The sequence below is a fragment of the Hymenobacter arcticus genome (assembly GCF_054779975.1).
The window spans coordinates 23,445-44,918 of sequence record NZ_BAAGXF010000010.1 but is presented as its reverse complement, the minus strand read 5'-3'; the positions used below and the strand labels follow the sequence as shown (position 1 = coordinate 44,918).

Annotated in this window: 23 protein-coding genes and 1 pseudogene; 17 read left to right on the top strand and 7 right to left on the bottom strand. The window is 59.9% G+C overall.

Annotated features, from left to right (window positions below; all coding sequences use genetic code 11):
- The first annotated feature begins 1 nt into the window (after position 1).
- From ACYVGC_RS16500 to ACYVGC_RS16490, 3 genes are all read left to right on the top strand, one after another.
- Positions 2-562 (top strand): hypothetical protein, encoded by a 561-nt coding sequence (locus tag ACYVGC_RS16500; RefSeq protein WP_460584948.1) that lies wholly within the window; start codon positions 2-4, stop codon positions 560-562.
- A 122-nt stretch (positions 563-684) separates the two neighbouring features.
- Positions 685-2,388: a PSP1 domain-containing protein gene (locus ACYVGC_RS16495; RefSeq protein ID WP_460584947.1), complete on the top strand. Its 1,704-nt coding sequence runs from the start codon at positions 685-687 to the stop codon at positions 2,386-2,388.
- A 3-nt stretch (positions 2,389-2,391) separates the two neighbouring features.
- A complete protein-coding gene (locus ACYVGC_RS16490) occupies positions 2,392-2,925 on the top strand; it encodes a gliding motility lipoprotein GldH (RefSeq protein ID WP_460584946.1) in 534 nt (177 codons plus the stop codon).
- Between the two features lie 150 nt (positions 2,926-3,075).
- Here ACYVGC_RS16490 and ACYVGC_RS16485 read toward each other — a convergent pair whose 3' ends face one another.
- Positions 3,076-4,470, bottom strand: coding sequence for a mercuric reductase (locus ACYVGC_RS16485; protein WP_460584945.1), 1,395 nt, complete (start codon positions 4,468-4,470; stop codon positions 3,076-3,078).
- 347 nt (positions 4,471-4,817) lie between these two features.
- Here ACYVGC_RS16485 and ACYVGC_RS16480 point away from each other — a divergent pair, with 347 nt between their 5' ends.
- Together ACYVGC_RS16480 and ACYVGC_RS16475 are read left to right on the top strand one after the other, a co-directional pair.
- Positions 4,818-5,585, top strand: a complete 768-nt coding sequence (locus tag ACYVGC_RS16480; RefSeq protein WP_460584944.1) for a hypothetical protein — start codon at positions 4,818-4,820, stop codon at positions 5,583-5,585.
- A gap of 589 nt (positions 5,586-6,174) precedes the next feature.
- A complete protein-coding gene (locus ACYVGC_RS16475; RefSeq protein ID WP_460584943.1) occupies positions 6,175-6,366 on the top strand; it encodes a hypothetical protein in 192 nt (63 codons plus the stop codon).
- Positions 6,367-6,447: 81 nt separating this feature from the next.
- Here ACYVGC_RS16475 and sucD read toward each other — a convergent pair whose 3' ends face one another.
- Positions 6,448-7,329 carry a succinate--CoA ligase subunit alpha gene (sucD, locus tag ACYVGC_RS16470; protein ID WP_460584942.1) on the bottom strand — a complete coding sequence of 294 codons (882 nt, stop codon included), beginning with the start codon at positions 7,327-7,329 and terminating at the stop codon, positions 6,448-6,450.
- A gap of 138 nt (positions 7,330-7,467) precedes the next feature.
- Between sucD and ACYVGC_RS16465 the strand changes: the two are divergent.
- The 5 genes and pseudogenes from ACYVGC_RS16465 to ACYVGC_RS16445 all read left to right on the top strand — a co-directional run.
- A pseudogene (locus tag ACYVGC_RS16465) lies at positions 7,468-8,442 on the top strand (PLP-dependent cysteine synthase family protein); the annotation flags it as partial.
- Positions 8,443-8,514: 72 nt separating this feature from the next.
- Positions 8,515-8,946, top strand: a complete 432-nt coding sequence (locus tag ACYVGC_RS16460) for a response regulator (protein WP_460584941.1) — start codon at positions 8,515-8,517, stop codon at positions 8,944-8,946.
- A gap of 516 nt (positions 8,947-9,462) precedes the next feature.
- A complete protein-coding gene (locus ACYVGC_RS16455) occupies positions 9,463-10,020 on the top strand; it encodes a hypothetical protein (protein WP_460584940.1) in 558 nt (185 codons plus the stop codon).
- Between the two features lie 42 nt (positions 10,021-10,062).
- The gene (locus ACYVGC_RS16450; RefSeq protein ID WP_460584939.1) at positions 10,063-10,347 is read left to right on the top strand and encodes a cysteine peptidase family C39 domain-containing protein; all 285 of its coding nucleotides are present in this window, start codon (positions 10,063-10,065) and stop codon (positions 10,345-10,347) included.
- 57 nt (positions 10,348-10,404) lie between these two features.
- Complete coding sequence (locus tag ACYVGC_RS16445; RefSeq protein ID WP_460584938.1) at positions 10,405-10,893, top strand: hypothetical protein; 489 nt, start codon at positions 10,405-10,407, stop codon at positions 10,891-10,893.
- A gap of 52 nt (positions 10,894-10,945) precedes the next feature.
- Here ACYVGC_RS16445 and ACYVGC_RS16440 read toward each other — a convergent pair whose 3' ends face one another.
- Both ACYVGC_RS16440 and ade read right to left on the bottom strand, forming a co-directional pair.
- The gene (locus ACYVGC_RS16440; RefSeq protein ID WP_460584937.1) at positions 10,946-11,224 is read right to left on the bottom strand and encodes a hypothetical protein; all 279 of its coding nucleotides are present in this window, start codon (positions 11,222-11,224) and stop codon (positions 10,946-10,948) included.
- A gap of 12 nt (positions 11,225-11,236) precedes the next feature.
- Positions 11,237-12,904: an adenine deaminase gene (gene ade, locus ACYVGC_RS16435; protein ID WP_460584936.1), complete on the bottom strand. Its 1,668-nt coding sequence runs from the start codon at positions 12,902-12,904 to the stop codon at positions 11,237-11,239.
- A gap of 314 nt (positions 12,905-13,218) precedes the next feature.
- On the opposite strand from ade, the gene ACYVGC_RS16430 reads away from it, so the two are divergent.
- The 3 genes from ACYVGC_RS16430 to cmk are packed head-to-tail and all read left to right on the top strand — an operon-like array spanning position 13,219 to position 15,041.
- The gene (locus ACYVGC_RS16430) at positions 13,219-13,845 is read left to right on the top strand and encodes a hypothetical protein (protein WP_460584935.1); all 627 of its coding nucleotides are present in this window, start codon (positions 13,219-13,221) and stop codon (positions 13,843-13,845) included.
- Positions 13,846-13,889: 44 nt separating this feature from the next.
- The gene (locus tag ACYVGC_RS16425; protein WP_460584934.1) at positions 13,890-14,297 is read left to right on the top strand and encodes a hypothetical protein; all 408 of its coding nucleotides are present in this window, start codon (positions 13,890-13,892) and stop codon (positions 14,295-14,297) included.
- A 33-nt stretch (positions 14,298-14,330) separates the two neighbouring features.
- Positions 14,331-15,041 (top strand): (d)CMP kinase, encoded by a 711-nt coding sequence (gene cmk, locus ACYVGC_RS16420; protein ID WP_460584933.1) that lies wholly within the window; start codon positions 14,331-14,333, stop codon positions 15,039-15,041.
- A 12-nt stretch (positions 15,042-15,053) separates the two neighbouring features.
- Here the strand turns inward: cmk and ACYVGC_RS16415 are convergent, their stop codons facing one another.
- On the bottom strand, positions 15,054-16,025 hold the full coding sequence (locus ACYVGC_RS16415) for a hypothetical protein (RefSeq protein ID WP_460584932.1): 972 nt from the start codon (positions 16,023-16,025) through the stop codon (positions 15,054-15,056).
- Positions 16,026-16,037: 12 nt separating this feature from the next.
- Complete coding sequence (locus ACYVGC_RS16410; protein ID WP_460584931.1) at positions 16,038-17,504, bottom strand: MBOAT family O-acyltransferase; 1,467 nt, start codon at positions 17,502-17,504, stop codon at positions 16,038-16,040.
- Between the two features lie 168 nt (positions 17,505-17,672).
- Between ACYVGC_RS16410 and ACYVGC_RS16405 the strand changes: the two genes are divergently transcribed.
- On the top strand, positions 17,673-18,563 hold the full coding sequence (locus tag ACYVGC_RS16405) for a 4-hydroxy-3-methylbut-2-enyl diphosphate reductase (RefSeq protein ID WP_460585047.1): 891 nt from the start codon (positions 17,673-17,675) through the stop codon (positions 18,561-18,563).
- A gap of 30 nt (positions 18,564-18,593) precedes the next feature.
- Here ACYVGC_RS16405 and ACYVGC_RS16400 read toward each other — a convergent pair whose 3' ends face one another.
- Entirely contained in the window at positions 18,594-19,148 is a 555-nt protein-coding gene (locus ACYVGC_RS16400) for an O-acetyl-ADP-ribose deacetylase (RefSeq protein ID WP_460584930.1), read from the bottom strand.
- 163 nt (positions 19,149-19,311) lie between these two features.
- On the opposite strand from ACYVGC_RS16400, the gene ACYVGC_RS16395 reads away from it, so the two are divergent.
- The 3 genes from ACYVGC_RS16395 to rimK all read left to right on the top strand — a co-directional run bounded on the left by ACYVGC_RS16395 (position 19,312) and on the right by rimK (position 21,373).
- The gene (locus ACYVGC_RS16395; RefSeq protein ID WP_460584929.1) at positions 19,312-19,626 is read left to right on the top strand and encodes a 2TM domain-containing protein; all 315 of its coding nucleotides are present in this window, start codon (positions 19,312-19,314) and stop codon (positions 19,624-19,626) included.
- A gap of 155 nt (positions 19,627-19,781) precedes the next feature.
- Positions 19,782-20,294 (top strand): ATP-dependent zinc protease family protein, encoded by a 513-nt coding sequence (locus ACYVGC_RS16390; protein WP_460584928.1) that lies wholly within the window; start codon positions 19,782-19,784, stop codon positions 20,292-20,294.
- Positions 20,295-20,425: 131 nt separating this feature from the next.
- Positions 20,426-21,373: a 30S ribosomal protein S6--L-glutamate ligase gene (gene rimK, locus ACYVGC_RS16385; RefSeq protein ID WP_460584927.1), complete on the top strand. Its 948-nt coding sequence runs from the start codon at positions 20,426-20,428 to the stop codon at positions 21,371-21,373.
- Positions 21,374-21,474 lie beyond the last annotated feature (101 nt).

Here is a 21,474-nt window from a genome sequence, read left to right as displayed (position 1 = left end):
TATGCCCCAGCCGCCGCTGTTCGTGCCTGAGTGCCACATTGATACGGCCCTCACCCGCGCCCTCGTAGTTTATCGTCGCGACTTCGACGACTTCATTAACCACAAACATGGGGCTTCACACGTGGCCAATGAGATGGAGCGCCAATGGCGGCTATTTGGACCTGAGCGCCAGGTAGTAGGCATTGTGGACCGGGACAAGCGCTTGGAGGAAATACCGTACCTAGCCGAGTTTACCCATCTGGTGTACGGTAGCCTGGCGACTGATGCCCCGCATAGTATTCGCCGCCATCGGGTGCGGGCCACGCAGCACCTCATTGTGCTCAACCCAGCCTGTGATACCTGGGTGTGGCAAGCCGCTGCTGCAGCAAACGTGCTCTTACCAACCCACGGCTTGCCTGATGACCGATGGGATTTTATTGCCTATTGCAAGGCTGGCAATTCCGAAAATCAGCCCGAGTTAAAAGCCTTGCTACAAGCTGTGAGTCGGGCGCGCCCAGCCATGTATGCTGAGCTAGCCGACTTTGTGGCGCAGGTGATGGATGTAGTGCGCACGCTATACTAATGCTTGCCCGAGCGGGTATTTAGCCCTCTACCTTTTGCCTTGCCTAATCGGTTATCTTTGCTAGGTTCCCCTTTCGTGCGGCCCTTTTGTGCGGCTGCCTCATTTATATAGCTTTCAGCCTCATGGCTTGTACTTCTTGTTCGTCCGGCGGCGGCTGCTCTACCAGTAAGGTAGGCGGCTGCGGCTCCAAGGGTGGCTGCTCCTCGGGCGGCTGCACCCGACTTAATGTGTTCGACTGGCTGGCCGACGTCGACATGCCCAGCGACTTTCGCGGGTTCGACTGCGTAGAAATTCGCTTCAAAGGCGGCCGCAAAGAGTTTTTTCGCAACGAGCAGCGCCTGCCGCTCGTCACCGGCGATGCCGTAGTAGTGGAGGCCGCCGGCTCGGGCTGGCACCTGGGCCACGTTTCGCTCAAGGGTGAGCTGGTGCGCCTGCAAATGCGCAAAAAGAAAGTCCCTACCGACTCGCGCGAAATTCGTCCCATTCTACGCGTGGCCACCCCCGACGATGAGGAGCGCTGGCAGGCCGTGCGCGACCTCGAAAACGGCACTATGTTCCGGGCCCGCGCCGTGGTCGATGAGCTGCGCCTCAAAATGAAGCTCTCCGACGTGGAGTACCAGGCCGACCGCACGCGGGCGCTCTTCTACTACTCGGCTGAGGACCGGGTTGATTTTCGGGAGCTCATCCGGCGGCTGGCCGACGAGTTTCGGGTGCGCGTGGAGATGCGCCAGATTTCGCTGCGCCAGGAAGCCGGCCGCATCGGCGGCATCGGCGTGTGCGGCCGCGAGCTGTGCTGCTCCACCTGGCTCACCGACTTTAAGGCCGTGAGCACCACCGCCGCTCGCTACCAAAACCTGAGCCTCAACCCCCAAAAGCTGGCTGGCCAGTGCGGACGCCTCAAGTGCTGCCTCAACTACGAGCTCGATGCCTACCTCGACGCCCTCAAGGATATTCCGCAGGTGCAACGCCCCTTGCAAGTAGCTGGTGGGGAGGCATTTCTGCAAAAAACGGACATCTTCCGCAAGCGCATGTGGTTTGCCTTCAAAGGCGACAACAACTGGGTGATGCTGAGCGCCGAGCGCGTGCGCGAAGTGCTGGAAATGAACAAGAAAGGCGAAAAGCCCGACGCCCTGCTGGCCCCCCGCCAGGAAGAGGAAATTGTGCCCGCCGTTTCGACCCTCATGGAAGGCGACCTCGACCGCCTCGACGACCAGATAAAGGGCGGCAGCAAGCGCAGCAAGCGCAAGCGCAAAGACCGCCCCGAGGGCAGCCCAGTCGGCTCGGCCAGCCCCAGCCCCGAAGTGCGCGAGCCCCGTGAACCCCGGGAGCCCCGCCGCCGCGAGCGCATTGAGCGCCCCGCCAGCCAGGTCCCCGAGGGTGGCCGCCCCCCTCGCCCCACCGGCCAAGGCCCCGACGCCGGCACGCGCCCGCCCCGATTTACTGGGCAAGGTGCTGATAATCAGTCTAATGATTCCCGTCCTGACACGGATGCCCCCAATGCCGCCACGCCGCCCACCGAAGGCCAGCCCGAGCAGCGCGGCCGGCGCGGGGCGGCCGCCCGGCCCCTCAACCGCCGCAACGGCCGCGGCCGCGACGCTGGCGACGGCAGCGCCCCTCGCGCCACCGGCGACGGCCCCGCCCAGGAGCCCCGGCCGCGCCGCAACGAGCCAGCGGCCGGCAATTCCGCGCCTAACCCGCCCCGTGAAGGCGGCGACCAACCCCGGCCCGATGGTACCACCGGCCGCAACCGGGGCCGGCGCGGCGGCAGTGGCCGCCGGGGTGGCGAAGGCAATTCGGCGCCCACTACGCCGCCCAGCGCTTCTTAGTATATGCCTGATTTTCTAGCTTTTGCCCGGCCGCTGGCACGCCGCGGCTGGCGGGCGCTGCTGCCGCTGGCCGGGGCCGCCAGCCTCAGTGCCTGCGACCCCAGCCGCGTGTATGAGGACAACGTGGACCTGAAGTCGCCCTCCGGCGATGCCTACGTGTGGGACGTGCAGCAGCGCCCCAGCTTCACCTTCGCCATTGCCGACACGGCGGCGCGCTACGATGTGTACTTCAACGTGCGCAACGCCTCGGGCTACGGGTTTTATAACCTTTTTCTCAAGCACACGCTCACCGGTCCCGATAGCCGGCCTGCCGGCCCCGCCCTGCTACACCAGATGGTGCTGATGGACCCCAAAACCGGCGAGCCCCGCGGCGCGGGCGCGGGCGACATCTTCGACCACCAGTTTCTGGCCCTGCCCCGCCAGCACTTCGCCAAGGCCGGCACCTACAAGCTGACCCTGGAGCAGTACATGCGCCAAAACCAGCTCCCCGGCATCATGGCCGTGGGCGTGCGCGTGGCGAAGGTGGGTGGTAAGTAGTTATGGATTAGGTTGTTGACAAAAAGAACGTCATGCTGAGCTTGTCGAAGCATCTCTACCACGCCGTTAGGATTATTAATCCAATGGCGTGATAGAGATGCTTCGACAAGCTCAGCATGACGTTCTTTTTTATTACCCTCTTATTAACTGCTACTTATCCAGCTCTTTCCAGACCACGTTCAACCCCTCAGCCCACACAGGGTGGGCAATTACCATATCCTGAAGCTGCTGGTAGCATAGGCGGCCCGCCATGGCTACTTGCAGAATGGTCATGATATCACCCGCTTCGGGCCCAAGAATGGCCGCCCCGAGAATGCGGTCGTCGGCACCCACGAGCACCTTCCAGAAGCCGGTTTCCTGGCTCGTGTGCTGGGCGCGACTCAGGTTGCGTACCGGTATTTTCGACATGCGGTAGGCCACGCCTTCCTGCTTGGCCTGGGTTTCGCTGAGGCCGATGCGGCCCAGTTGGGGGGCGGTGAACACGCAGTAGGGCAGGGGGCGCTGCTTGGCTGAGCGGCGGCCGCGGTGCAGCAGGTTGTCGCGCACCACCCGGAAGTCGTCGTAGCTGATGTGCGTAAACTGCGGCCCGCCGTGCACATCGCCCAGGGCAAAAATGTGCTTTGCATTGGTCTGCAACTTGCTGTTTACCTGAATAAAACCTTTCTCATCCACCTTCACGCCGGCGGCTTCCAGGTTCAGCTTGTCGGAGTTGGGCTGGCGGCCGGTAGCTACCAGCAGGTGGCTGCCGTGCAGGCGGCGCTCGCCCGTGGGCGTGTCGAGCGTGATGGTGAATTGGCCCGCGTCGTTGCGCGATACGCGCCGGGCTTGGGCATTGAGCACCAGCTCAATACCTTCGTCGGTGAGGGCGTCTTGCAGGCACTCGCACACGTCGTCGTCCTCACGCTCCAACAGTTGCGAGCCGGTTTCGATGATACTCACGCGGCTGCCAAAGCGCCGGAACATTTGCCCGAATTCCAGCCCGATATAACCGCCGCCCAGAATGAGGAGGTGTTCGGGTAGTTCTTGAATGTCAAGCAGTTGGTCGGTAGTTAAAAACCCAGTGTCAGCTAGGCCTGGCACGTCGGGCACCGTGGGGCGGGTGCCGGTATTGATGAATACCTGCTTGGCCTTGATGGTACTGGCGCGCTCCTGCGTTTCCTGCACCTGCAGCGTGTGCGGACCCGTGAAGGCGGCGTGGCCGCGCAGCACGGTAATATTATCGTGGTCTTCGTCAAACGACTTAGCCAGGTTGCGGCGCGATTTAGCCAGCAGGGCATCCTTGCGGGCCATCACGGCGGGCATATCCACCCGGGCCTCACCGCCCAGCCTAATACCAAACGCCTCGGCCGTCCGAATCTGGTGCATACGCTCGGCCGACGCCAAAATGGTTTTGGTGGGCACGCAGCCGTAGTTGACGCAAGAGCCGCCAAGCTGGGCTTCTTCGACCAGGATAACGGTGCGGCCCGCGTCGGCCAGGGCTTTGGCCAGTGGGTTGCCGGCCTGGCCGGAACCAATAATGAGGGCATCGCAGGAATAATCGGGCATAAACTAGGGGAAGGCCGCGGCTAAGGGGCAGCTACCAGTAATACGAGAAAGCTGGACCGGTGACCGGCCTTTTCAACGGCTAAATCGGCTAAGCAGAACGCTAGCGCCGGGTAGCTAAAGTCCCGGCGCACTTGCTGAATAATTAGCTATAAAATTGATTTTCAAGATGTAGGGAGTGAATACCAGATGAAAAAATAACTCGCTAGCGTCAGAAGAAATCACTTATCGATTTGTGCATTGGCCTGCGGGAGTAGCAAGTTTGGGTAAGCAAACTGATTCTGCGGCTTGAGGGGCGCAACTACTGGTTGCCCTTGGTGCTCTTGCTTTTAACCCACTCGTTTATTCGTATGAAAACACTGTTTTACGCCAGCTATTTCCTGGCCGCCAGCCTTGCGCTGCTCGGCGGCTGCGCCGTGTACGTGCCCACCATTCCGAGCACGCCGCTGGTAGAGGCGGGGCAGGTGGAAATAACGGCCGGCCTGCGCGGCCTCAACTCGCTGGAGGCCGGCGCGGCCTGGTCGCCGGTGCCGCACCTGCTGCTCAGCACTGAAGCTGCCTGGCAGCCCAATTCGCGGTCGACCACCGTTAATAACGTGACTACCACCTACAACGACTCGCACCGGCAGGTGGGGTTTGGGGTGGGGGCCTACCGCGCCCCCACCGCGCGGCTGCCCCTGTACCTAGCCGCCGTGGGCGGCCTGGGTTTCGCCAGCATGGACTTGCACAGCGTAGACGTAGGCGTGTTGTACATTTTGCCCGTGCCGGTGCAGGGTGCCTACTACCAGGCCAGCTACCGGCGCTACTACGGCCAGCTCTACGCGGCCTACAAAACGGAGGGTATCAGCGGGGGCGTGTCGGTGCGCGGCACCTGGGTCGACTACACTCGCCTGCTAGCCGATGGCCTGCCCATTGCGCCCGCAGCCCGCTTTTTCCTGGAGCCCACGCTTTTCCTGCGCACCCAGCCGAATGTAGTGCAAGTGCAAGGCACGCTGGGTATTTCGGCTCCCACCGGCCGCCAGTCCACCGAGTTGCAAGCCCCGCGCACGGCCCCGGTATCGCTGCTGATTGGGGTGGGCATCGTGTTTCGGCCCGATATGCTGGGGCACCGGGAGTAACCATGTGCGCACAGGCGGTACTACCTAAGCGGCCGCAGGCAAAGTAGAATAAGTTCGTTCTACTGCCAAAAAGCGCGGGGTAGCCTAGCTTAGAAAGGGTTCTATATATTTGGGTGTTGCTTTACTTGGCAGTTGGCGCAATGGGTACCGATTTGATTCCTATTCTCAACCACAGCCTGCCCTTTGAAGGCCGAAGCTCGGCGGAAATTGTGGCTGATATCCAGCCCAGGCTAGATGCGCTGGAGTTGAATAAGCCGGGCGGCATACTCGCGCTCTTAGCGAACAGCCTACTAGTGGGCCGCTGCCGCTAGCGCTACCGAGTGGCGATATCCGCTGGCACCCCGTTGCTGACTATCTATCCGCACCTGACTTTGATACGGATGATAACCCGCAAAAATGGATTAAATTCGATGGCCCCGGCGGCCTGAGTCTACTGTTTGATAAATACCGCATAGAATCGCTATACCCGCCCTACCGCTACCAGAGGTGGTTCGGCGCGCGCTACCTAGATGGCACGGATGCTAAGGCGCTGCGCAACCATTGGCGCCGCTACCTGCGGCAAGTAGCCCAGGCATTTGGGGACAACCGTGTGCTCTACCTGGCCGACAATGCCCACCCCCTCACGCCGTACTGGCTCAATGAAAAATCGGTGGCGGCAACTGAGCAGCAAATGCGGCTGGAACTAGGGGAGCCTCGGCGCACCTTCGAGGAAGTGTACGAAGCCGAAGAAAACGAAGTAGTAACCAGCTACTTTGTGGATTACTTTCTTGACCTTGATTAAAGAATTGTAAATTAATAAGAAAGTCCTCCCCGCCAACTTGGCTAGGAGGACTTTCTTATTGGCTGCGGAGCCAGTTGATTTCTACTTGCTGCCCAGCACGCGCAGCATGGTATCGCCAATCTCGGCGGGCGAATCCACTACGTGGATGCCGCACTCGCGCATGATGGCCATTTTGGCGGCGGCCGTGTCGTCGGCCCCGCCTACAATGGCACCGGCGTGGCCCATGCGGCGGCCGGGAGGCGCGGTTTGGCCAGCAATGAAGCCGACTACGGGCTTCTTATTGCCGGTTTCCTTAATCCAGCGGGCGGCTTCGGCCTCCATGCCGCCGCCGATTTCGCCAATCATTACGATGCCTTCCGTCTCGGGGTCGTTCATCAAGAGCTCTACCGCCTGCTTGGTGGTGGTGCCGATGATGGGGTCGCCGCCGATGCCGATGGCCGTGGTTTGGCCCAGGCCGGCTTTGGTGAGCTGGTCAACGGCCTCGTAGGTCAGGGTGCCCGACTTCGACACGATGCCCACGCGGCCTTTGGTGAAGATAAAGCCGGGCATGATGCCCACTTTGCACTCGCCGGCCGTCATCACGCCGGGGCAGTTCGGCCCAATCATCGTGACGTCGGGGCGGTCCTTGAGGTAGTGCTTCACGGCAATCATGTCCTTGGTAGGAATGCCTTCCGTGATGGTCACGATAACCTTAATGCCGGCCTGGGCAGCCTCCAAAATGGCGTCGGCAGCGAAAGCTGGGGGCACGAAAATGATGCTGGTATCGGCCTGAGTAGCGGCTACGGCATCGGCCACAGTGTTGAACACGGGCCGGCCGAGGTGCTCGGTGCCGCCCTTGCCGGGCGTGACGCCGCCCACTACTTGGGTGCCGTAATCCATCATTTGCTGCGCGTGGAACGAGCCTTCGGAGCCGGTGAAGCCCTGCACGATGACCTTGGAATCTTTGTTGACGAGAACGCTCATGGGCGGCTAACTTGTTGGGGAGAGTGAATTGGGGCAAAAGTAGGGCCGCCGGGCGCAATGCGCACGCGCCGGCCCCCGCCCGGCGGCCTCCGTACCTTTGTTGTCCCATTTGCCCTTCATCCCCTCCCACTGGCACGCATGTATTTCAACCATATTATTGACACGCTCGGCAACACGCCGCTCGTGAAGCTCAACAAAGTTACCGACGGCATTAAAGGCACTATTCTCGCTAAGGTTGAGTACTTTAACCCCGGCAACTCGGTGAAAGACCGCATGGCCCTGCGCATGCTGGAAGACGCCGAAAAGGCCGGCCTCATCCAGCCCGGCGGCACCATTATCGAAGGCACCAGCGGCAACACCGGCATGGGCCTGGCCCTGGCCGCCATTGCCAAAGGCTACCAAACCATCTTCGTGATGAGCGATAAGCAGAGCAAGGAAAAGCAGGATATCTTGCGGGCCGTGGGTGCGCAGGTGGTCGTGTGCCCCGTTGATGTGGCCCCCGACGACCCGCGTTCGTACTACTCGGTGGCCCGCCGCCTCAGTCAGGAAACGCCCAACTCGTTCTACCCCAACCAGTACGACAATATGTCGAACACGGCGGCGCACTACGAATCCACGGGCCCCGAAATCTGGGCGGGCACCGACGGCAAAATCACGCACCTGGCGGCCGGCGTGGGCACGGGCGGCACCATTTGCGGCAGCAGCAAGTACCTGAAAGAGCAGAACCCCAACGTGTTTGCGCTGGGCCTGGATACCTACGGCTCGGTGTTTAAGAAATACAAGGAAACGGGTATTTTTGACGAAAACGAAATTTACCCCTATAAAACGGAGGGCATCGGTGAGGATATTCTGCCCAAAAACGTCGATTTCAGCGTTATCGACCAGTTTATTAAGGTGACCGATAAAGATGCTGCCCTTATGACGCGCCGCCTGGCCCGGGAGGAAGGCTTGTTTGTGGGCTGGAGCTGCGGCTCGGCCGTGTTTGGTGCGTTGGAATACGCGCGGGAACACCTCAAAGAAGATGATACCATGGTTATCGTGCTGCCCGACCACGGCACCCGCTACCTCGGCAAAATCTACAACGACGACTGGATGCGCGAGCAGGGCTGGTTGTAAGCGAACTGCCGGGCTTGCCAGAATAACGCGGCTTCGCTATCTTCGTTGGCTCAATACGATTACTGCATTATGACGGATATGACGGACGCGCTCAACCATATCGTGTTGATAGAGGATAACGAAACGACCAGCTTCCTGAACAACCGGCTGCTAAGCCGTTTAGGCGTGGCCAAGCAGGTCAGCTCGTTCTCGAAAGCTGAGGAGGCCATGAAATTCTTGTGGAGTGGCGAGTCCGCCGCCGCCGAGGCGGCCCCCGCCCCCGACCTGATATTCGTGGACCTGAAAATGCCCGGCATGAGCGGCTTCGATTTTTTGGAGCGCTACAGCCAGCTGCCCACCGTGGCCCAGCAGCGCACCGTGGTGGCCGTGCTCACCACCTCCATGCACGGCGCCGATACGGCCCGCGTGGCCCAATACCCCAACGTAGAATACCTCACCAAGCCTCTTACCGAAGAAAAAATGCAGCGCCTACTTACTAAACGTTTCGCGTTCAGTAAATGAGGTGATGGGGTAAGGAGGTAAAAAGTGAGGGGGCAAGGAGGATACAATTGCCTCCTTGCCCCCTTACTTTTTACTTCAAATTTTAATATTGCTAAAATTAACTCAAAATATGTCGTAGAATTAGCAGCAGAAAATAATTTCACTGTCTTAATGCTTATGACTGTTTCATCTACTATTATAAGAAGCTTACTATACGCGCTTTTTCTAATGGGCATTTAAGCCTGTAACCGCGACACACCAGAACCAAATAGTCCTTCCCTAGTAACAGGGATACGAAATGAAGCGACGCTCATAACCACTCAGAAGTGGTTTGAGCAAGTTTATCAATCAAATCCCGTTGCTATCAACTGGCAACAAGCTCGCCTTGCGAACAATTGGGTAATCGCCCCTTTTACGAATACTAATAATCCTTTCGCAAAAAGTCAAAAATACGGCTCCCGCTTCTTGGTAGCGCAAGTATTAACCGGTGGGGTATGCACAGGTCGTCTGGTCGAACTGGTAGTAGATGCCCACTCATTGACAACCGAGCAATTGGCCCAAATGGTGCTAGCTGCTGTGCAGCCAATCATGGAGGCGAAAGCGCCTGTTCCACTAGCAGGTCTGACTGGTTGGGTAATAGTATATTCCCCAACATATCATTTTCAAGCTGGTTTGGTATACAAAAACGGTGCAGTAGAGCCGCAACAGGTGAGTTTAAAGACTGTTAAGGTCCCTAAAAAGACACTTGATACCAAAGTAGACGATACCAATACGACAAATCTTACTGCTCAGCCAACATGCATCAGTGTAACTACTTGCGGTTATGTAGGGCCTTATCTGTCAAATTGTATCACAGACGTTTACTGTGTAGAGGGCGGCGGAGGTGATGGCGGCGGCGGTGGCGGTGATGGCGGCGGCTGGGGAGGCGGAGGGGGCCAATCATCTATACCTAACATGCCATTGACAATGCCCAAACAAACTGGTGCAGGCGGATGTGTACCAGCTTCTTTAGCACAAAAAAAACTGGCATTGTGCAGTAATGGCAAGAATGCATCTCAAATAGAAGGGGACATGTTCTTATATGGAGTACAATAATATGGCCCAAACTTTTTCAATGATGGGGTGCCGTTAACCGGTATGTCTGACTTTATAAATCATTTTTTCGACACAACCATACTCTACCCAGTTGGCAATTTTCAAGGAGCTATAAATGCTGGATATCCTATAATGATTGATATGTTTTCTTATATGGATGGACCTAATACAGCAGTCTATCATAGTGTCGTCATAACAGGGTATGATCCAACTAATCCAAAAATAGTATATTATCTAGACCCTGGTTCAGGTATGACGCAAGCAGCTAACGCTACTAATCTATTTTCTGGCTCGCATTATGCAATACCAATAATAGGTTGTAAATAATTCTTCATAATTTTACTACGATTCATCATACGCGCCCCCCTACTCCACCTTTTGTTTGTGGTTACTCTAAATGCTTATTTCATCATAAGCTATGGACAAAGCCCAGGTTACAAGACGATGAGCAATGCATCAGAACCTTTATATATAATAAATGGTAATATAATTGGAAATTCTATTATATCATCCCTTAATTCTGCTAATTTTAAGGGAGTTATCGTCTACAAAAACCAAGATGGTCCAGGCATACTAAAAAATTTAAGTTCGACAGGGATTATTGCTATAACTTATGATGGACAAATCAGCAGCAAATCATTTGCTGAAATAGGGAATCAGCTTGGCTTACATGGCTCTCTCTCTTTTATAGTCAATGGACATAAACTGGACGCTACACAACTAACTGGCTTGCGTATTGTACCTGAAGCAATAGGGACGCCACATATTACGAAAGCAACGCTCGAAGTCCCAGAAACAACAGTGAATATTCAGACTGTTGAATCTAAATCATCTGCCCAAAGAAGTGCTCCTGGCACTATAATGATTAGGTAGTTGGGTGTTCCCTATTTGTTTAACAACACCCTTCCTCCTCTTGTGCCCCCCACTACTTCGTTTCTGTAGGGGGCGCTGGCACGTAAGCTGGGAAGGAAAATTGGTTCGTCTTCCGCGCTTCTTTATCGGTACTCATGTCCTTCCAGAACCGCTGAATCTGTCCTTGGTAGTAGTCGCGCTCCCGACCCACCTCCTGCGCGACGCCTAGCAGATGGTCATACTTCGTCTGAGGCACCTGCGAGAACAAGCTCATGAAGGCCTGCGTCAGCAGCACGAGCACCAAGGGCACCACGGCCACTAGGCCGGCGGCTTTCCAATTGGTAAAGCCCACTACCTCACCCCATTACACAAACTCAAACCGCTCGCCGTCGAACAAGCCTTTATCGCTGAGCTTGAGGCTGGGGATAACGAGCAAGGCCATAAACGAGAGCGTCATAAAGGGCGCTTGCAGGCCCGAGCCCAGCTGGGCTTTGGCAAAGTGGTCGAGGGCCGAGTAGGCGGCCGCCACGGCCGGGCCGGGCTGGTTGGACATGAGGCCCGCCACGGGCAGCGGCAGCACGTGGGTGGCCTGGGCCGCATCTACGGCGGCCAGGCCGCCCTGGGCGGCCACCACCAGGTTGATGGCGCGGGCCAGGCTGGCATCGTCGCAGCCCACGGCCGTGATGTTGTGCGAGTCATGGCCCACGCTGCTGGCCAGCGCGCCTTGCTTCAAGCCAAAGCCCTTGATAAAGGCCACGGCCGGGGCCGCGCCGGGCGCGTAGCGGTTGAGCACCACCAGCTTGAGAATATCCTGTGCCGGGTCGGGTAGCAGGTAGCCGCCAACTACCGGCAGAAACAAGTTGCGACGAGCCGTGATGAGCTGACCATCAAAGCATTCGATAACGGGGAAAGGAAAAGCCGGGTGCATAGCACCGGCTTTGGCAGGAGCAGGCAGCGCCAGCGCACCGGGAATGATTGGCTGGGCGTGAAAATTGTTGAGCACCGCCACGGCCGTAGTGGGCAGCAGGCACTCGCCGGCCTGGGCCACCAGCTCGCCGTCGAGGTAGGTGCTTTGTACTTGAAAATCAGTGAGGTTATCGACCAGAATAAAATCGGCGGGGTCGCCCACGCACAGCTGGCCCACGGGTAGGTTGTAGTGCGCCACGGGGTTGAGGCAGGCCATTTGCAGCACGTCGAACACCGAGTAGCCCAGGGCCACGGCGCGCTGCACGAGCTGGTTGATGTGGCCCAGCAGCAGCGTATTGGGGTGCTTGTCGTCGGAGCAGAACATGAGTTGCTCGTAGTGCTGCGGCACCAACTCGATGAGGGCATCGAAGTTGCGCGCCGCCGAGCCCTCCCGAATCAGGATTTTCATGCCGACCGCCAGCTTGTCGCGGGCTTCGGCGGCCGTGAAGCACTCGTGGTCGGTGCTGATGCCGGCGCTGGCATACTGCTCAGCATCAGTTCCTTGCAGGCCGGGGGCGTGGCCGTCCACGGGGCGGCCGTAGCGGTGAGCCAGCGCAATTTTTTCGAGCACGTCGGGGTCGCGGTTCAGCACGCCGGGCCAGTTCATCATCTCGGCCAGGTAGCCGATTTTAGGGTTTTGGAACAGCTGCTCGATGTCGGCCGCCGTAATGGTGGCACCCGCCGTTTCAAAGGGCGTGGCCGGCACGCAGCTCGGCGCGCCAAAGCAAAACTTGAACGGCCCGGCCGCCGCATTATCCAGCATGTACTGCACGCCGGCTACGCCCAGCACGTTGCCGATTTCGTGGGGGTCGCTCACGGTAGCCACCGTGCCGTGGCTGAGCGCCAGCCGCGCAAACTCGCTGGGTACCAGCAGTGAACTCTCTACGTGCACGTGTGCATCGACGAAGCCGGGCAGCGCGTAGGGCAGCGCCAGGTCGGGGCCGCTGGCCCCCGCCACGGGCGCGATGGCCGCCACGCGGCCGCCTACAATACGCAGTTCGGCCGGGCACACCGTGCGGGCCATAATATCAACCAGATTAACCGAAAGCACGAAATCAGCAGCCATGTCGTTCACAGAAAAAGTTGCACCCCCTTGCGAAACAGGTTGGGGCTGCAACGGGTAAATTTGCAATAAAAAAACGCGCCGTGAAGCTACCGCTAACTATTCATTCGCTGGCCTGGCCAGCGCTGCTGCTGGCCCTGGGGGCGCTGCTGGCCACTAGCGGCTGCGCCGGGCACGGCTCGCTTCAGCAAAAAACTCGTTGGTATAAGCACCATAGCGGCGGTAAATCAGTGCCTTGCCCCTGCGGCCACTAGCTTGGTTTTGTGAATTTAGGCAGTATGTTAGCCGCTGATTTACCTTATGCGGCCAATTGACCTATGTCATTTAGTTACCAGCTTGGATTGCTTACGCTGCTCGCCGCCCCCGTGGCTGCGCAAGAAACCGCGCCACCCCCGGCCCCGCGGCCGCCGGCCGTGCGCCTGCCGCCCACTAGCTTCAAATCGGGTAGCTACCAGCTCAAAAGCAGCCGCGCCTGGCAGCGCGCCAAGCTGCTCTACGACGCGCACAGCCTGAGCGTGAGCAACGCCGACCACACCACGCAGTACCCCCTGGTATACCCCACCGACAGCGTGCGGGCGTTTGTCATCAGCCGCGACACGTTTTCGGTGGTGCGGGAGGTCGATATTCCGCGGCCTACCCAGCACTATCCCAGCCTGATTGTGCGGCACCTCTATTGGCAGGCAGGCTTTCAAGTAGCTGAATACGTAGCTGTTATGCCAGCGTCCGAGCCGCCCGTGGTGTATACCTTGCTCACGCAGGCCGGTAAGCTAAAGGCCGTGCTGCCGCCCAATAAGCTCCAGTTTCGGCTGGCCTTGTCCAAGGCCCTGAGCGACTACCCCACGCTATCGCATCAGCTGGAGCTGGACCCCAATATCCTGCCCGAGCAGTTACCGCAACTGCTAACCGCTTACGGAAGCTGGAAAAATGCTGGTGGCAAGAAATAATATAAAATATTGTTAATCAATAAGTTAATCTCAAAAGTTATTTTATGCCCGAAAACTCACCCGAAACCGCCGCGCTACTGGCCGCCGCCGAGCAGGTGCGCCAGCAGCTGGGCCTGGCCGCCTACGATGCAGCCGCCGTGCTGGAGCTCGACCACTTCATTGAAGTGCAGCGCACCGAGCTGGCCCCCGGCTCGCCCGACCGGGCGGGAGTGGTAACGGCGCTGGGCTGCTTTTTGGGGCAGTGCCTGGTGAGCGCCTACCGGGCCGAGTGGGCCGCCGGTACCGACGGCAGCACGGGCGTGGGCCTGGCCAACCAACTTTTTTTTAACCCGTTTTATTTGGTCAATCAGCAGCTAAATAACGGGGAGGCAGCCTCGGTAGCGGTTTTTTTCCGGTCGGTGCCGCAGCGGCTGGTGGCGGCCAGCGGGGCGCGAAAGCGCTGGATTTCGTAATCTTGCGGGGCCTATGGCCGTTTCCGCGCGTTTATGAAAAACCTCGTTATCGCCATTGATGGCTACTCATCATGTGGCAAAAGCACTACTGCTAAGGCGGTTGCCGCCACGCTACACTACGCCTACCTCGACACTGGGGCCATGTACCGGGGCGTAACCTTGTTTTTGCTCGAAAACGACATTGCCTTCGACGATATGGCGCGGGTAGAGCAGGCGCTGCGCGATGATATCCACATCAGCTTCAAGCGCAACCGCCGTACGGGCCGCAATGAGCTGTGCCTGAACGATAAAATCAGGGAAGACGACATTCGCCAGATGCGGATTTCCAATTCCGTGAGCGAGGTGTCGGTGATAGCGCAGGTGCGCCACGCCATGGTGGCCCAGCAGCAGCGCATGGGCCGCAAGCGCGGCGTGGTGATGGATGGCCGCGACATCGGCACTACCGTGTTTCCCGATGCCGAGGTCAAGATTTTTATGACCGCCGACGTTACCATCCGGGCCCAGCGCCGACAGGAGGAGCTGGCCGCCAAGGGCGAGCACGTGTCGCTGGACGAGATTATCGAGAACCTGCGCAAGCGCGACCACATCGACTCGACCCGCGCCGAAAGCCCGCTGCGCCGCGCCACCGACGCCGTGCTGCTCGATACCACGCACATTACCATTACCGAACAGGTTGATTTTGTGCTCGATAGCGTGTCTTCTGCGCTGTTCACGGCCTACGCCCACAAAGTCAACCAAGCCTAGTTTAAGTCTGACTTAGGGCTGCGCCGGCAGCCGGGCAATATCATCGGCCAGGCGCTGGCTTAGTTGCTCGGCCGCCCCGCGGGTGAGGTGGTTGCCGTCGTTGGTGGGGTAGGGCAGGGCGAGGTAGTTGAGGTAGGGTACGCTTAAATCGTGCGCTAAACGACTCATAGCCTGGTCGAAATCAGGCTGATACTGCGCTTCGATAGCCGCCATTTCGGAGCCGGTGGGTAGCCGCACTAGCACCACGCGGCCGTGCGGCTGGAGGTACTCAATCGTTTTGCGTAGGTAATACAAGCGGCTGGCGGCCAGCCGGCTGCCGACGGCCAGGGCGCGGTAGGTGGCCAGCTTTTCGGCGGTGCGGCGGCGTAGCAGCGGCAGGTTGGCGGTGGGAGGCGGCAGGGCTATTTCCAGCCAGCCATCGGGGTGCAGGCGCTCTATTACGCGGGCGGTGTCGGTATTGAGCAGCAGCTGGTAGAAGGGCTGGTGTAGGTAGTGCGCTAGGTAGTCGAGGTTGGGGCTTTGGCTGACGCTGGCTACCTGGCTGACCATTGACTTTTCTTCAGGAAAAACGGCTACTTTGAAACGGAGGCGTTTGACTTCCGCGTCGCGGTACTGCACGTTGTTGGGCAGCGACAGCGACCACGGGTCCACGGCCAGCACAAATAACCCGTGCCGCGTGCCCGGTGCCAACTTGCGCTGAATACTACTCAGGTAGCCCGGCCCATACGGCGACTCGGCCAGGGTGAAGGCGTAATTGAGCCACGGCCCTTCGTAGCGTGTACCTAGCCGCGCCGCCAGCGCGCTGGGCTTAATGGCCTGCGCCGCCCGCGAGGTGCCCAGCACCAGCGAGCCCGCTGGCAGCGCGGCAAACCGGGCGTAAAACGCATCGATGTAGCTGCGCCGCAGCCCGGCCACCAGGCCCAGCCCGCCCAGCAGCCCCACGGCTCCCAGCAGCAATCCCAGGCGAAGCAATAGCTTGAGCATAGCGACCCCTTGTTAAAATTGAAAGTAAATAAACTGGCTGCTGCCGAAGATGCCGAAGTACAGCGTGGCCAGCAGCAGGCCCGCGTAGCCCACCCAGCGCCCCGCCGCGGGCCAACTCGCCAGCCACGCGGCCACTGAGCCTTGCTCGGCGCAGTAGTCGCTGATTATCAGAGCTAAAACTGCCCCGGCCGCTACCAGTAGCTCGGCCACAAAGTGCCGGCCCAGCCCCGCCAATGCGCTTGGCAGCTGGGCCGTAGGCAGTTGGCCCCAGCCCTGGAACAGGTGCGTAGCGATGTAAAAGGCGTCGGGTAGCGAGTTGGCCCGGAAGAAAATCCAGGCGAAGGCTACCAGCGCCAGCGTGCAGCCGGTGCCCAGCGCCCGCTGGAGGCGGGGGCGGGCCGGCAGGCCCAGTTGCTGGCCCAGGGCCGTGCGGGCGGGGGCCGTGAGGCTTTCCAGCACCAGGTAAAGGCCGTGCAAAGCTCCCCAGAGCACGAACGTCCAGCTGGCCCCGTGCCAGAGGCCACTTAATAGAAAGACAAGGAATACGTTGAACTGCGTGCGCGTGCGCCCGGCCCGGCTGCCGCCCAGCGGAATGTAGACGTAATCGCGAAACCAGCCCGACAGCGACATGTGCCAGCGCCGCCAAAAATCACCTATCGAAGTAGCCAGGTAGGGCTGCCGAAAGTTGAGCACCAGGTGGTAGCCCAGCACCCGCGCCGCGCCGCGGGCCAGGTCGGTGTAGCCCGAAAAGTCGGCGTAAATCTGCCCGGTGAAGGCGGCCACGGCCAGCAGCAGCGGCAGCCCCGCGAAGCGGTGCGGGTGGTCGAACACGGGGTTGGCGAGCAGGGCCAGGCGGTCGGCAATCACTACTTTCTTGAACATGCCCCACGCCATGAGGCGCAGGCCGCTGGCCACCCGGCCGTAGTCGAAGTCGTGGCGCGCGCGCAGCTGCGGCAGCATTTGGGCGCCCCGCTCAATGGGGCCCGCCACCAACTGCGGCCAGAAGGCCACAAACAGCGCAAACCGCCCCAGATTCTGCTCGGCGGGCAGCTTGCCCTGGTACACATCCACGATGTAGGCCACCGACTGAAACGTATAGAACGACACGCCCACCGGCAGCGCCAGCGCCAGCGTGGGGGCCGCAAAGGGCGCGTGCAGCAGCGTAGCCAGCTCATGGCCTGCCGATACGAAGAAGTTGAAGTACTTGAAAATGAACAGCGTACCCAGGTTGCTGGCCAGGCTCAGGTACAGCCAGGGCCTGCGCTGCGCCGGGGTAGCCAGCCGGCTCATGCGCACCCCGCTGAAGTAGTCGAGCAGCGTGGTGCCCGCCAGCAGCAGCCCGTAGGCGGGCTTCCAGCTGAGGTAGAAGTAGTAGCTCGTGGCCAGCAGCAGCGGCGCGCGCCAGCGCGCCGGCAGGCCAAAATACAGCCCGATAACTACCGGGAAAAAAACGAGAAAGTGCAGCGAGTTAAACAGCATGGGTTGGGAGTGGGGCGGTAAAGTTCGGCCCAAAGCCCCATGCGGGCGCTCACTATTTAGCTAAAGCGCCGCCCTACGGCTTCGCAATGCCCGCTCGCTACCACTTATGGGTTGCGTACCTTTGCGGGCGGCGAACCCCCGGGCCTACTAGGGGGTTTGGTAGCTACTATGCAGGTAACCATCGACAAAAACTCCGGCTATTGTTTCGGGGTGGAATTTGCCATTCAAATGGCAGAGGATGAGCTGAATCACGGCGAAAATTCCATGCTGTATTGCCTTGGCGATATCGTGCACAACCGCATGGAGGTGGAACGCCTGCACCAGCGCGGTCTGCGCGTGATTGACCGCGAGCAGCTCGGCACCCTGCACGATTGCAAGGTGCTCATCCGGGCCCACGGCGAGCCGCCCGAAACCTACCAGCTGGCCCTGCAAAACAACCTGGAGCTCATCGACGCCAGCTGCCCGGTGGTGCTCAAGCTCCAAAACCGGGTGAAGCACGCCTTCGACGCCACCACCCGCGAAAACGGCCAGGTGGTGATATACGGCCAGCCCGGCCACGCCGAGGTTATCGGCCTCACCGGCCAAACCCGCAACCAGGCCCTTATTGTGATGCACGAGGCTGACCTGGACCAGATTGACTTTACGCGGCCCGTTACGCTGTTCAGCCAAACCACCAAGAGCACGGCCGGCTTCTACAAAATGAAGGCGCTCATCGAGGCCCGCATTGCGGCGGCCGGCGGCGTGCTGGAAAGCTTCGATGCCAACGACAGTATTTGCCGGCAGGTGAGCAACCGCGAGCCCCAGCTGGCCAATTTTGCCCGCGAGCACGACGTTATTCTGTTCGTGAGCGGCCGCAAAAGCTCCAACGGCAAGGCGCTGTTTTCGGTGGTGAATGCGGTGAACGCGCGCAGCTACTTCATTGAGAATGAGCAGGAAATAGACGAATCTTGGTTTGAGGGCGCTACTTTGGTAGGTATCTGCGGGGCTACCAGCACGCCGCTCTGGCTGATGCGCCAGGTGGCCGACCGCGCCGAGGGCATTGGGATGGCAGCAGCGTAGCTAATTGGTTATCCGCTGATTATTAGCAGATTAAGTAGCCGACATCGTGGCTATTTCCTGCTCGTACAGCCGCTTGCTTTCGGCATCAAACGCTACCAGAATTACTTCGCGGGGCCACTCGTGGGCCGCCAGCCACTGCCGCACCTCGCGCACGGCCAGGGCGGCGGCTTCCGGCTTAGGGTAGCCGTAGATGCCGGTGCTGATGCCCGGGAAGGCAATGGATTCGAACTGGCGTGCCGTTGCAATAGTCAAGCAGCTCTGATAGCAAGCTATCAAGTCTTCCGCTTCGTGCAAACTGCCGCCATGCCAAACTGGACCGGCTGTATGGATAACATATTTCGCGGGTAGATTTCCACCAGTAGTAGCTACTGCCTGACCCGCTCTAAGCCCGGATGGGAAGCGCCGTTCACGTAGCCATTTGCATTCCTCCAAAATTTTAGGTCCTCCAGCCCGGTGAATGGCCCCATCGACGCCCCCGCCGCCGAGCAGCGACGAGTTGGCAGCATTGACGATGGCTGTGACGGCGAGCTTGGTAATGTCGCCCTGCACAACGCGCAGGCGGGTAGCAACAGGAAGGGGTGCCATAAAGAAAAAGTAGGGAATCTGCGGCGTACTGGGCAACGCCCGGGGCCCTGTTTTTACCGTTTGAAGTCGGAAAAATACCGCTTGGGGAAGAGCAACTTGCCGAAAGGAAGGGCAAAATCTACATTTGACCATCACTTCCAATCATCCCTAACCCCCGCCTGCCATGCAGCCCCTTAGCCCCGCCTCCGCCCCCGCTACCATCCGCGAACAGCGCCTGTGGCAGATTGCCCGCGCCCGCACCAAGTTTCAGGGCCACCTGGTAACGTACCTGCTCGTTAATGCCGGGCTGTGGCTGCTGTGGGCTTTCACCACCCAAGGCTTCGGGCCCCGGCACCACGATTTCCTGCCCTGGCCCATCTGGTCTACGGTGTTTTGGGGCGTGGGCGTAGTGGGGCAAGGTTTGGCTGCCTACGGCAGCCTCAACGCCGGCGAGCGCACCCAGCGCGAGTACGAGCGCCTGCTGGCTGGGGATAACTAGAAAATCATAGGCAATTGTCCTTGCGAGCGCAACGAAGTGGAGCGCGGCAATCCTTCCTTTGCTGTTAGGTTACTAACCCTGACGTGAAGGAAAGATTGCCGCGCTCCACTTCGTTGCGCTCGCAAGGACAAACGATTTTCTGTTATTCAAGCCACATGAAAAAGCGCCCCGCCAAACGCCTACTCGGCCGCCGCGAGCTGATTGCCCTGCCCGACCTGGGTTTGCTCGGCGTGGTGGCCAAGGTGGATACCGGGGCCTACACCAGCGCCATTCACTGTACCGATGTGCACCTGGCCACCGACCCCGCCACCGGCCAGCCCGTGCTGCATGTGCGCCTACTCGACCCCGAGCACCCCGCCACCGACGGCCGGGCGCTGGTATTCCACGAGTTTGGGCGGCGCGATATTCGCTCCTCCAACGGCGAGGTGCAGGCGCGCTACGTCATTCGCACGGTGGTGCGGCTCTACGGCAAGCTCTACGAAACGGAGTTTTCGCTGGCCGACCGCTCCGACCTGCGCCACCCCGTGCTGCTGGGCCGGGCGCTGCTGCGGCAGGGCCGCTTCGTGGTCGATGTGGCGCGCCGCGAACTCTCGTATAAGGCTGAGTGCCGGGCCGCTGAGAAATTGCGGCTAACCCAGGCCGCGCCCGGTGGGCCGGTTCAGGCGTAGTTTGGTAGCGAAATTCAGTTCGGACAACCCCTGAAAATAGGGACCACTGCTCTGTACGGTCGAGCTTGATTTCAGCGAATTATTCGTGCTATCTTGCTTTCTACGCCGCCTTCCCAGCCTATCCTTACGTTATGAAATTGGCCATTCTCTCGCGCGAACCCCAGTCGTACTCCACCAAGCGACTGGTGGCGGCGGCCATTGAGCGCGGCCACGAAGCCCAGGTAGTGGACCACCTGCGCTGCAACCTGGTGCTCGAAAAAGGCCAGCCCAGCATCCTGTACCGCGGCCAGCCCCTGGCCCGGCCCGACGCCATTATTCCCCGCATCGGGGCCTCCGTCACGTTCTACGGCACGGCCGTGGTGCGGCAGTTTGAGATGATGAAAGTGCGCACCGCCGTGGACAGCCAGGCCATTGTGCGCTCGCGCGACAAGCTGCGCTCGATGCAAATCCTCAGCCGCGCCGGCGTGGGTATGCCCAAAACGGCCTTCACCAACGACACCGACGAGCTGCCCGCGCTCATCGAGCACGTGGGCGGTGCCCCCGTGATTATCAAGCTCTTAGAAGGCACCCAGGGCCTGGGCGTGGTACTGGCCGAAAGTGCCAAGGCTGCCCAGTCCGTGATTGAGGCCTTCCACAACCTCAAGGCCCGCATTCTGGTGCAGGAGTTTATTGGCGAGGCCAAGGGGGCCGACGTGCGCGCCTTCGTGGTCGATGGCGAGGTGGTGGGGGCCATGCGCCGTCAGGGCAAGGAGGGCGAGTTTCGCTCCAACCTGCACCGCGGCGGCACCGGCACGCTCGTGAAGCTGAGTCGGGCCGAAAAAGCCGCGGCCCTGCTGGCTACCAAGGCGTTGGGCCTGGGCGTGGCCGGCGTAGACATGCTGCAAAGCAAGCGCGGCCCGCTGGTGCTGGAAGTAAACTCCTCGCCCGGCCTCGAAGGCATTGAAAAAGCCACCGGCCTCGACATTGCCGGCCGCATCATCGACTACACCGAGGCGCTTACCCTGCGCAAGCGCGGTGGCAAGGCCAAGCCGAAACCCAAGCGCGAAAAGGCAACCCCCGACCCGGCCGCCGACGAATAAAGCTCCGCAATACTCCCGGCCAACTGGCTTGGCCGGATTCTTGACCTGCGCTCCGCTTTCTTTCTCGTACTTATGGCTGGCTGCGGGCGGTGCGCGGCTGA